Raw genomic sequence first — 10,990 nt, 5'->3', positions numbered from 1 at the left:
TACTTCCCTTTAAAACTATAAAATTAAATCTAGCATATTAATCAATTTGTGCAGGACAATCTCATAAACGGTAGCATTTTTTGCATGAACAGTAGACAAAAAAGAAAACTTGGATCAATCCTTAACAGGGATCCAAGCTTTTATTCACATCATATATTCCTTATGAATCAGTCACCTACGATTTTTTGGGAATTAAAACCTTTAATTCAAACCAATTATTTTTATGTCCAACATTGACGACACCATCATACTTCTGGACGGTATAGCGAATGCTTTTTAGTCCATATCCATGATACGATTTATCCTTCTTCGTCGTGACTGGCAAGTCACCTTCGAGCTTCAAGTCTCCTTCAAAGTAATTTTCAAAACGAATCATCAAAAATCCCTTTTGCGTAAATAAGGAAACATGGATTAATCTTTTTTCTTCATTTTCGATTTGCATTTCATACTCGATAGCATTATCAAGTGCATTCCCAAAAATCGTACAAATATCTATAACATCCATTTCATTAAGTAACGTTCCGTCGGCTACACACGTTAACGTAATACCATTCTTAATGCAATACATATGTTTACTTGCTAACAAAGTATCTAACACTTTATTACCGGTTTTATTTTGTGCTTCAAACGCTTTAATTCCATCCTCCATTTCATTCAGATAAGCATTTCTTTTTTCCGGATCTTCTTCCGCCCGGAGAGCGATAATTTGATTTTTTAGATCATGATACTTATAATTAATTAATTCAATGCTTTCTTTCGATTGTTGATATTGTGAATATTGATTTTGCAGGATATTTTGCATCGCTTCTAGCTCATGTCTAACCCTTAACTCATTCAGTTGAATATGATAAGCATACAATATAGCGTATCCACCTAAATCGACCAAAGTACGAATATTTAATATTTCTTGGGCATATTGACCGCTAAAAGGCGTTCTTGCTGTCACAAAGCTTAAATTACTTATAAAAAAGACAGCTGCACCGATCACAACTGTAGACCATAACTCCCGCTGCCTTATATTTAACTTCCCTTCTTCAGGTATATGTCGCTTTTCTAATAGCCAAATGACAAAAAAAACAAGCCCATACATAACCACTAACAGCACAATTTCAAATAGCTTATGACTGCTTTCACCACTCCATAAATAAAAATGAACTTGCCATTGCAACGATGCAACTAATTCCGCTACAACAAACGCTTTCACACTGAAATACCCTGCCTCAGTAGGCGTGATATCACAGCATATATAGATGAATAGAAACATCATTCCAATAGCGACAAGCATACTAGGCACCCAAAAAATAATTGGTAAATCTCTCGTCACAACGAGGAACACAGATTGTACAATCAAAGCACCACTTGCAAAACCCATTAATTTCCAACCACTTAACCTTCTTTTCAATATCGAAATATAGACGATACATGCTAGCCATTCAGCAAGTGCCGTATACAGCCTAGGGATTTCCGGAAATAGCTCGTTCATTTAATGACATCTCCCCAATGGTCAGCTAGAGCTTCTAAGAAAGCCTTTCTTTTCGTTCGACTTACAGGTAGCTCATACCCTTTCACAACAGCATAACTATCATTCATTCCATCTACATGCTCTAGATTAACCAAGTAGCCTTTATGCCCACGGAAGAAATGATAATCTGATAATTCTTCTTCTAAATCCTTCATCGCTCCAGAAGACATGAACTCTCCTTCTTTTGTATAGAAAATGAGCTTATGTCCCTGACTTTCAACATAATACACATCTGACAGCTCCAGCCTTACCATTCCACCTTTTAATTTTATCGTAATAAAGTTGGATTCACGCTTCTTCATTCTTTCAAGAGCTCTATTCAAACGTTCAGAAAACGAAAAGTACGTAATCGGCTTTAACACATAGTCCAGTGCATCTACTGCATATCCTTTAATCGCATACTGCGCCATATTCGTAATAAACATTATAACGACTTCTGAATCTATCTTTCTAATTTCTTCAGCTGCTGACATACCATCCATAAGTGGCATTTGAACATCCATTAAAATGATATCGAATTGCGCTTTATAATGATTAATAAATTCATCCCCATCAGAATACGTTTCAATTTCAATTGTTACTTCATTTTCCTTCTGGAACTTCCTCAAAAACTCGATGAGCTGTTTCTGATAATTCGCTTCATCTTCTACAATTGCAATACGTACCATTCCATGATCCTCCTTTCATTACACAACTGATCTTAATCATAAGGAATTCTGTTGCGAAAGTGTTCATTAAAATACAGATGTTAAACCAATCAAAAACGTAAACAATGTAGTCTACTTAATTCGATAGGAATGATTTTCTAATGTATATATCATACTTTAGTTCAATGAGATTGTTACTAGTATAGCATAAGGAATATCACTAACAAAAACGGATACACCTAAGCCTTTAAACCTTTGAATAGTAGGCGTTCTAGCTAGTTCTCGTTCGATTCCTCATAAAAACAATGACTAATTCTTTTCCCTCATACGCCTAGATTCTCATTTCATTTTGTTTGTTGAAATACCCAATCAATCATCTCTTGATTTTGATAAGCAGGAATCCAGGCGAAATGACCATCTGGTTCTACTGCTCCTTCTGGATACTCCGTATAATGAATATGACTCCCACCTAACGATTCAATCGCCGCAACTGCGTCTCTACTATAACGCACATCAACAAGGTGATCATCAGCTGCATGAAATACCCAAATTGGCATATCCTTAAGCTCTTCTAATTTAGATGCATCTTCTAATGGGGCATAAGGTTCTCCCATTGAATAGTTAGCTATATCAGCTATTCCACATACAGGAACGGCTGCAGCGAATAAATCAGGGTTCTTCAAAGCAATATGCCATGTTCCAATCCCCCCATTGGAAACACCCGTCACATAGATACGATCTCGATCAATAGAATATTGTTCAATAACATACTCTAGTAATTGCTCTAATAATAAATCGTTAGGCTCTTCTGTCCAGTAGGCCGACAATTCCTCTTGTGCTGGCGCTTGAGGAGCTAAGACATAGGCTGGGTTGTTCGCCTGTTGATTGGGATTAGCCCATACTAGTGCACTTTGATTTCCTAGAAGCTGTAGAGCGTTATCAGTTCCCCGTTCACCTGAACCATGTAAAAATAATACAAGAGGATACTCATCATCTGATTCAGTCGTTGGTTCAAACAAGCGATATGGCATTTCATCCCCCTCTTCATTTCGATATATATACTCTCCAAACTCATCAACAATAGGAGTTATCACATTCCCAGGCTCGATCCCTTCTATAGGTGCAACAAAAATAGTCCCACTGCTTGACGTGATATCTTCCTTCTGAGTAATCGTATAAGCTAGCTCCTTTTTCGTATGTAAAAAAGCTTCATGATCGAACGAAAGCATACCAGCATTAGGATCACTCGTATCTAGTTCAATTATGACAAATTGACCTGGTCTACTAGCCTGACTGATTTTTGCTTGCTCGTTTGTATACACAGCTGAAATCGTTCTCGATTCCACCTTCTCACCTTTCATAACCTCTACTTCAAAGCTCGATTCTGAAATTGCCGATGAATCGATCTCTTCTCCAAAATCTATTGCCATAGCATAAGCAACTTCGCCTACTGGAAGAACTTTAGTAATCAATGTCATATTATCGGATATCAGTTCTTGAGTCGCTTCCTTATTCACTCCATCAGATGAACAAGCAGTCATGGAGAAAACAACCATAACCAAGCTAAAGATTTGAATTTGTTTACACATTTTCTCTCTATTCATAATGCTCCCCCTTCCACATAGTTAAAAATCAAAATATCGCACTGTCAAGAAAAACGATTACATTTATACTAAAGCGATTAAATTATTTATACTAAAATAAATTCTTTAACTAAGAAAAACGCAATGCGTCGTTTCTTAATTGCGTTGTGTGGAGCCGTTAATGTGTATCAAGCATGAACAACAGCTTTTACGAACCTACTTGCACAGTTCCACCAACAAAGGTAATCCTCATTTCTCTAAATAAGAGAAAAAACGCTTCCTGAGAAGAAAATGTAGTTCTCATTCCGCTATTTTGGCTTTTATGGCTCCTTTTGGACTCATTTAGCTTAAATAGAGGAATGAGGGAACCGGAACGACAAGAAACAGGGAATAAGGGAAGAAATAGAGGAATGAGAAACCGCATCGAGCATGTGACCTTTGCATCCCGCTACTGCCATACTTATAAATTCTTATCTTTACACAAAGACAGCCACTTCCTGAACGGTAATGGCTGTGCGAAACATATTAATGAAACTTTCATCTATTTCTATTGTGGCTGAAACAAATCATATTTGTTTCCATATAAATCCTCAAATCCAACACCTTTCCCACCTGGAACATCTTGTGGTGCACTATGAAATACTACACCTTTCCCCTTCATTTCTAAATAATCCTTTTCAATGTCATTCGATTGGAACATAATCACTATTTGTTCCCCTGCCTGCTTCCCAATTAGCTTCAATTCTTCCTCAGTATTAGCCTGCACTAGTTCAATGACAGTCTCATTATTTTTATTTGGAGAAACGGTTAAATAATGAAAACCTGGTGAAAATTCAATCTCATCACGTACCGTAAAACCTAGTTTTTCAGTATAAAAGGCTTTAGCCTTCTGTCGATCCCTCACAAAAATGGTCATTTGTATTGCTTTCGTAATCACCGTATCGCCTCCGATAATCTTTACAATTTCTAACATTGACTACATAGTTCGTATTTTAACATCTAGGTTCGTTGGAAATTTCTTATGAATTGCGTTATTCAACCATTTATACATAACTATTAAGAAGCGTTAAGGTTATTGCGATGATGACTTTGGATACTTTTCCTTTAAGAACTGTACCGAATTTATGATAAGTTTATTTAATACTGAAACGTCAATATCAGCTATTTTATTAATATAAACACATGCTTTTCCAGTTGTATGTTTTCCGAGTTCTTTCAATAATTCTTCTCGCTTTGGCTCCCCTACTGTAAAGTATAAACTGATTTTTGCTTTCCGAGGAGAAAAGCCGACTAATGGCGCATCCCCTTCATGACCAGAATTATACTTATAATGATAAGAACCAAATCCAATGATGCTTGTCCCCCACATTTTAGCTTGGTGTCCTGTTGCTTTTGTAAAGATGTCCAATAATTGATAAGCATCTTGTTTCTTTTTCGTGCTCTCAATCTTTTCAATAAATTCAATAACACTACTATCAGTTTCTTTTGTTTTTAATTCATACATCTTTTATCCCTCTTCCTACTTTAAGACATGTGATCGACTTACTTATATTCAATTACCTCAAGAAGTTTGTCTAAGGTAGCCATAGCTTTCAACTGTCTTCTATTTCCGATACGAAGCAAGGTAAGAATCTCTTCTGCAAGTTTCTGGCATGCCACTGCTCCCTCAGCTTTCTTGAACTTCTCCTTTATTTTTGTATTTTCATCCGTATAGTAGTTAATCACTTTAAAGAGACTTATTTTAGCTAATTGAAGCCCGTCAAACGTACGATAGCCGCTTTCTCGATCCCTGATCGCCTGTATGTACCCTTCTTTATCCCAATATCTAATAGCTGTTCGAGAAACGTCCATTCTTTCCGCAACTTCCCCTAGAGACCAGAGACGTGAATTTTTTTTCGAGTACTCAATTAGCTCAACGGCTTCCCTCACGAACTTCTTTTCCTCTCCTCTACGACCTAGTTCCTCGTTAAGAATCCAAAGTGCTTCATCTATTTTCTTATTTCGTATGTATTCCATCACTTTCACTGCTACATCTATTCCAAATCCATCGGATAGTAATTTAATGCATGTAAAATAGAGAAGATGAATGTCTGAATAGATACGATATCCACTTTCAGTCCGCTTAGGAGCAGGAACGAGTCCACGAGCTTCATAATTACGAATCGTATTTGTACTTATATTCAGCTTCTCGGCAATCTCGGCAGGCTTAAGCTTACTCATTTTATCCGCTCCTTCACTAATTATGCAAAGTTCTCCGTACGAATCATTAACTATGTAAGGTTTATTATATCAAACTTTCCAATTTGCTTTAAGGTTGTACGATAAGGGTGAATCAAAAAAGAAAGGGGACCAACTAATGACTTTAATGAATCAGAACATGGACATAACAGAACTTGAGAAAGCACTGAATGCCTATGTTGAAGCAAACTGGAAGAAAATCCTTGAAGACCATCGTGAGGAGTTTGAAGCTCTGTTTCCGGAGTATGAAGACGCTACTTACGGGATTTATGCAGAAAAACTACTCGTACCTGTCTGGCGGCAAGTAGAGATGGCAGGATTCCGTTCCGCAGCGGAGATTACAGAGGATGATTACTTAATCGCTGAATTCCTACTATTCCGCCATTCTCTTGAAAAAGAAAAATGGGGTACACCTTCTAACGAAAAGAGAGTATTTTGGATTACAATAAAGAATAGCCAAGAAGAAGAAATCGGCACACTACTAATGGAGATGTCCCATTCTCATGCAGGTTTCTCCATTCCCGCCCCACCGAAGTTCATTGCACTTCAAACAACAAATGGACGTGAAATCAGATCCCAAATTCGTTCTATCTATAAGTAAAGGATTTGTTAGATTCACCTCCTGGTGGCATTAGAATAAAACAAATGTATTCTAAGGATTTTAAATCTACGGTTAGCCAGAGCTATTTCTGGTTGACCTTTTTTATTAGTAGCAGGATTATTTGTTCTTGCTTTAATTGTTTTATTCTAAACGCTCAACAACTTCACCATACCCTTTCCTTAAGAAACTACTTTAGTTAAAGAACTACCTCAAAACGAAGCCACTGAAATAGTGAAAATCACACTTTTTCAGCGGCCTCCTCAAAACCTCATACCTTTTTAAAGGAGATTCATATACAAGTGGCGTATTAAAGATGCAAAGAACCATCATGTATGAAAGTATTCGATACCCATAAAGCCAAGAATGATTAAGTTTTTAATATGTGTCGATTTTGAATATCGTTTCTCGTCGTTCTAGTAGAGAGGGATAGATAATATGTGAATATTCAAAGCTACCTTCTTAATCATTACAACCACAAAGGAGGAAACCACTATGTATTCAGTTACATCGAATGACGGGACAAAAATTGCTTATGACAAAGTTGGCCAAGGCCCGGCCCTCATATTAGTTGGAGGTGCATTTAGCTACCGTAAATTCCCACAACAAGTTGAATTAGCCTACCTGTTATCAGAGTACTTTACGGTTTACAACTATGACAGACGGGGCAGAGGTGACAGCGGTGATACTCAGCCGTATGACGTTGCACGAGAAATTGAAGATCTTCAAGCATTAATTGATGAGGCTGGTGGATCTGCTTATGTGTGGGGATTATCCTCGGGAGCTGCTCTTGCACTGAGGGCTACAGACATAGGCATAAGCATTACCAAATTAGCTCTACATGAACCCCCTTTCGTCGTTAAAGAAGGCGATCGTAAGCCACCAAAAAACTTTACGAAGCATACGACAGACTTAATTTCTAAAAATGAACGGGCTGCAGCGATTAAGTACTTCATGACCAAAGGAATGGGGGCTCCATCATTTATTGTCAGCATGATGCGGGTCATGCCAGGCGTGTGGCCTAATCTGATGGCAGTTGCGCATACACTCACCTATGATGCTGCATTATTAGAAGGATATATGGAAGGGAAGAAATTGCCTGCTACATGGAAGAAAAGTGTCAATATTCCAACGCTCGTAATAGAAGGGACAGAGAGCCCAGCTTCCTTACGAAATAGTGCTCAAGCATTAGCAGATCTACTCCCTAATGCTCAACTATTGAGTAAAAAGGGTCTCGGTCATACTAAAAAGTTGAATACAAAAAGGATATCTCCAGAGCTTACATCATTCTTTTTAGCTAATCATTCATAAGAAACGTAATAAAGTTCGGATTATTGTCGATTTAATCAGCACAAACTCGTTGTATAAATAGAAGCTAATCATTTCTGTTATTATGCGACTTTGATAAAAGGCTTCACGATAAAATAGGAGGTAGTTAGTTATGAGATTTATGATGATTGTAAAAGCCACTACAGATTCAGAAGCAGGAAAAAAGCCTAGTCCTGAGATTATTGAAGCGATGCAGAAGTATAATGAAGAGTTGGTGAAAGCAGGTGTTTTACTTGCTGGTGATGGACTTCAGCCTAGCAAGAATGGTATAAGAATTTCCTATCCAGAGCCTGGTGAAAAACCAAGAATAATGGATGGACCATTTACGGAGGCTAAAGAAATAATTGCAGGTTATACATTGATCGAAGTTAAATCTAGAGAAGAAGCGATTGAATGGGCATTACGTATGCCAGACCCACATGGATATGGACAGGGTGAGATTGAGCTTAGACAAGTATTTGAACCAGAGGATTTAACGGATAACCCAGAATTATTAATAAAAGAGGCTGAACTTCGAGAGGAGCTTAAGAAGGCGTGAGCACACCTCTAACACATCGAACAATTGAAGCGATCTGGAGGATCGAGTCGCCCAAGCTCATCGCAAGGCTAACTAGATTAGTAAGAGATGTTAGTCTTGCGGAGGATCTTGCTCAAGATGCATTGGTCATCGCGCTTGAAAAATGGGACCAAGTTGGAATACCAGAAAACCCTGGTGCATGGCTGATGACGACCGCTAAACATCGTGCAATTGATCTATTACGCAGAAGGAAAGTACAGGATCAAAAGTATAAAGTAATTGCTAGTCATACTGATTTATATACTGTGGAAGATATAAATGATGTTCTGGATGAGGAGATTGATGACGATCTCCTCCGTCTGATTTTTATGACCTGTCATCCGGTATTATCTCAGGATGCAAGAGTTGCTTTGACTTTGCGCCTAGTATGTGGACTTACCACGGAGGAAATTGCGCGTCCATTTCTCGTCGCGGAATCTACTATTGCTCAAAGAATTGTCCGTGCGAAAAGAACCTTAAACAAAAAAGAAGTGCCTTTTAAGGTTCCTGTTGGAGAGGAACTGATTAAGCGATTATCAGCAGTTCTTGAAGTGATTTACCTTCTGTTTAATGAAGGTTATTCTGCAACTTCTGGCGACCAATGGACTCGCCCTTTTCTATGTCAAGAAGCACTAAGATTGGGACGTGTTCTAGCAGAAATGGCACCTACTGAACCAGAAGTTCATGGACTTGTCTCCTTAATGGAAATTCAGTTCTCAAGGTTTAGAACGCGAGTGACTTCTAAAGGTGAACCTATTCTTCTTATGAACCAAAAGAGGGCTCAGTGGGATCAATTATTGATTCGACGTGGCCTAGCAGCACTTGAGCGCAGCAAAAAGCTAGGAAAGCCACTTGGCCCCTATTCATTGCAGGCATCTATCTCAGCTTGCCATGCTCTGGCGCCGTCTGAAGAAGAGACAAATTGGCCACGAATTGCAGCTCTGTACGAAGCTCTTTCGAGAGTCATGCCTTCACCAATCGTAGAATTAAACAGAGCAGTAGCTATTTCTATGGCATTCGGTCCCGACTTTGGCATCCAAATAGTAAATGAACTTTATTCTAATCCATCTTTAAAAAGCTATTATCTTTTACCGAGTATAAGAGGTGATCTTCTAGTGAAGCTAGGGAGGTATGATGAGGCTCGTAGTGAATTTGAACGTGCTGCTTCATTGACCAAAAATGAACGTGAAAGAATCCTTTTACGCAATCGAGCAATGAATTGCAGAAAAGGATGATCTACATAAAGTGAAGCATCAATCAACGAAGTTTTTCGCAAACGACATTCTGGCTACAAATAAGCAACGCTTTCGCAAATTCCTTTGAAGGCACTGTAAAAGTTGAAACCATTGGGCAACTATTTTACCAGTAGGTAAGAGGAACAGTTCCTCTTACAACCTTTCCCCATTTGCTGAATTATGAACGAAAGATCCCGTTAGCTTAATCCTATTCTTCACTTTTGGGTATCAACTTTGATTTATCTTTGCTAACTAATCCATAACCATGTCTACTACTTGTTTCGCGAACTTAGCATAGGGTTCGATCAAGGCAGGACTTCGATCAATAGCCCACCTAAGGTTATCGAAAGCCCTTAAAAGCAGAAAATGCTTTATGTCAGAAAGGTCTTTTTCACTTATCCTGTACCCATCCATAAACGCTTTAAATTCCTCAGCATTCGCGCTTTCTTCTAGTTCTAGGATTTGGTAATGCATCAATTGGGCAATAGTTGCATGCGGTACCACGCTTACTTCTGCATTCCAATCCAGTAATATAACTTGGTTCGCCTTATTAACAATCGTATTCTTTAAAGAGAGATCGCCATGGTTTAAACCGAACCGGAACGATTTCTTTTTCAGATTCTCGAACAGGTTTCTTACTCTTTGTGATTCCATCTGAGTCATTACTCCAAGCTCAATCAACCGATCGGACTCCGTCAAACTATTGATATTATACTGCACATACCCTTGCCAACTGCCGTCCGATCCTTCATGAGAAGGTGACTGGAACTCACCATTGACTGGATCAATCAGATTTTCTCCGTATCCCTTCACTTGAATCGAATGAATAAGCCTAGCATATTCGCCTAGCTGCCTCCAAATATCAAACCTAGGAACCGTACTGTCTAACCCATTGTCGCCACTTATAAAAGTTTGAATCATATAGGCTGTTTCATCAACAATACCAATGGACAGCACCTCAGGTCCAGGAATACCAACTACGGCCGCTTGCTCGATACACCATTTTTCTTTGCTAAAGTCTGGATATGTATCTTTAACATTCATACGGACAACGACTTTATGGCTCCTAGTTTCAACTACACATACCTGATTTGTAATACCTTTACCAATGATTTGATACGATGTTTTTATTTGTTCCCCTAGAAAATCGCCTGCAATACGTTCTGCCTGCAAAACAACAGAGTCCTTCATAATTTCTTTCCCCCTCGAGCTTCGTTCAAGATCATTTTACCACACATTTTTTGGAAAAATGCTTATAAATAAAACGATTCTGCCCTGTACA

11 protein-coding genes are annotated in these 10,990 nt (G+C 38.4%); 4 read left to right on the top strand and 7 right to left on the bottom strand.

What is annotated here, in order from left to right; genetic code table 11:
• Positions 1-175: 175 nt before the first annotated feature.
• The 6 genes from JCM9152_RS04200 to JCM9152_RS04175 all read right to left on the bottom strand — a co-directional run bounded on the left by JCM9152_RS04200 (position 176) and on the right by JCM9152_RS04175 (position 5,972).
• Positions 176-1,483 carry a sensor histidine kinase gene (locus JCM9152_RS04200; RefSeq protein ID WP_035341319.1) on the bottom strand — a complete coding sequence of 436 codons (1,308 nt, stop codon included), beginning with the start codon at positions 1,481-1,483 and terminating at the stop codon, positions 176-178.
• Positions 1,480-2,190: a LytR/AlgR family response regulator transcription factor gene (locus tag JCM9152_RS04195; RefSeq protein WP_035341317.1), complete on the bottom strand. Its 711-nt coding sequence runs from the start codon at positions 2,188-2,190 to the stop codon at positions 1,480-1,482. The genes JCM9152_RS04200 and JCM9152_RS04195 overlap by 4 nt, the downstream gene beginning before the upstream one ends.
• A 323-nt stretch (positions 2,191-2,513) precedes the next feature.
• On the bottom strand, positions 2,514-3,773 hold the full coding sequence (locus JCM9152_RS04190; protein ID WP_035341315.1) for a prolyl oligopeptidase family serine peptidase: 1,260 nt from the start codon (positions 3,771-3,773) through the stop codon (positions 2,514-2,516).
• 526 nt (positions 3,774-4,299) lie between these two features.
• On the bottom strand, positions 4,300-4,689 hold the full coding sequence (locus tag JCM9152_RS04185; protein WP_035341313.1) for a VOC family protein: 390 nt from the start codon (positions 4,687-4,689) through the stop codon (positions 4,300-4,302).
• A 135-nt stretch (positions 4,690-4,824) separates the two neighbouring features.
• A complete protein-coding gene (locus tag JCM9152_RS04180) occupies positions 4,825-5,256 on the bottom strand; it encodes a DUF1801 domain-containing protein (RefSeq protein ID WP_035341311.1) in 432 nt (143 codons plus the stop codon).
• Positions 5,257-5,294: 38 nt separating this feature from the next.
• Positions 5,295-5,972, bottom strand: coding sequence for a MerR family DNA-binding transcriptional regulator (locus tag JCM9152_RS04175; protein WP_035341310.1), 678 nt, complete (start codon positions 5,970-5,972; stop codon positions 5,295-5,297).
• A gap of 136 nt (positions 5,973-6,108) precedes the next feature.
• On the opposite strand from JCM9152_RS04175, the gene JCM9152_RS04170 reads away from it, so the two are divergent.
• The 4 genes from JCM9152_RS04170 (at position 6,109) to JCM9152_RS04155 (ending at position 9,708) form a co-directional block, all read left to right on the top strand.
• Positions 6,109-6,591 (top strand): DUF6022 family protein, encoded by a 483-nt coding sequence (locus JCM9152_RS04170; RefSeq protein WP_035341308.1) that lies wholly within the window; start codon positions 6,109-6,111, stop codon positions 6,589-6,591.
• Between the two features lie 492 nt (positions 6,592-7,083).
• The gene (locus tag JCM9152_RS04165) at positions 7,084-7,899 is read left to right on the top strand and encodes an alpha/beta fold hydrolase (protein ID WP_035341306.1); all 816 of its coding nucleotides are present in this window, start codon (positions 7,084-7,086) and stop codon (positions 7,897-7,899) included.
• 130 nt (positions 7,900-8,029) lie between these two features.
• Positions 8,030-8,455, top strand: a complete 426-nt coding sequence (locus JCM9152_RS04160) for a YciI family protein (RefSeq protein ID WP_035341304.1) — start codon at positions 8,030-8,032, stop codon at positions 8,453-8,455.
• Positions 8,452-9,708: an RNA polymerase sigma factor gene (locus JCM9152_RS04155; protein ID WP_035341302.1), complete on the top strand. Its 1,257-nt coding sequence runs from the start codon at positions 8,452-8,454 to the stop codon at positions 9,706-9,708. The genes JCM9152_RS04160 and JCM9152_RS04155 overlap by 4 nt, the downstream gene beginning before the upstream one ends.
• A gap of 252 nt (positions 9,709-9,960) precedes the next feature.
• Here JCM9152_RS04155 and JCM9152_RS04150 read toward each other — a convergent pair whose 3' ends face one another.
• A complete protein-coding gene (locus JCM9152_RS04150; RefSeq protein WP_035341300.1) occupies positions 9,961-10,899 on the bottom strand; it encodes a phosphotransferase in 939 nt (312 codons plus the stop codon).
• Positions 10,900-10,990 lie beyond the last annotated feature (91 nt).

It is taken from the genome of Halalkalibacter hemicellulosilyticusJCM 9152 (assembly GCF_000513115.1).
In the GTDB taxonomy this organism is placed as follows: domain Bacteria; phylum Bacillota; class Bacilli; order Bacillales; family Bacillaceae_D; genus Halalkalibacter; species Halalkalibacter hemicellulosilyticus.
This window is presented reverse-complemented; position numbering and strand designations above follow the sequence as displayed.

What these genes read in the sequence shown, in the direction of transcription:
- JCM9152_RS04170 (WP_035341308.1), top strand. Translation starts at nt 6,109, where the DNA reads ATGACTTTAATGAATCAGAACATGGACATAACAGAACTTGAGAAAGCA.
- JCM9152_RS04195 (WP_035341317.1), bottom strand. Translation starts at nt 2,190, where the DNA reads ATGGTACGTATTGCAATTGTAGAAGATGAAGCGAATTATCAGAAACAG.
- JCM9152_RS04175 (WP_035341310.1), bottom strand. Translation starts at nt 5,972, where the DNA reads ATGAGTAAGCTTAAGCCTGCCGAGATTGCCGAGAAGCTGAATATAAGT.
- JCM9152_RS04190 (WP_035341315.1), bottom strand. Translation starts at nt 3,773, where the DNA reads ATGAATAGAGAGAAAATGTGTAAACAAATTCAAATCTTTAGCTTGGTT.
- JCM9152_RS04150 (WP_035341300.1), bottom strand. Translation starts at nt 10,899, where the DNA reads ATGAAGGACTCTGTTGTTTTGCAGGCAGAACGTATTGCAGGCGATTTT.
- JCM9152_RS04160 (WP_035341304.1), top strand. Translation starts at nt 8,030, where the DNA reads ATGAGATTTATGATGATTGTAAAAGCCACTACAGATTCAGAAGCAGGA.
- JCM9152_RS04200 (WP_035341319.1), bottom strand. Translation starts at nt 1,483, where the DNA reads ATGAACGAGCTATTTCCGGAAATCCCTAGGCTGTATACGGCACTTGCT.
- JCM9152_RS04165 (WP_035341306.1), top strand. Translation starts at nt 7,084, where the DNA reads ATGTATTCAGTTACATCGAATGACGGGACAAAAATTGCTTATGACAAA.
- JCM9152_RS04180 (WP_035341311.1), bottom strand. Translation starts at nt 5,256, where the DNA reads ATGTATGAATTAAAAACAAAAGAAACTGATAGTAGTGTTATTGAATTT.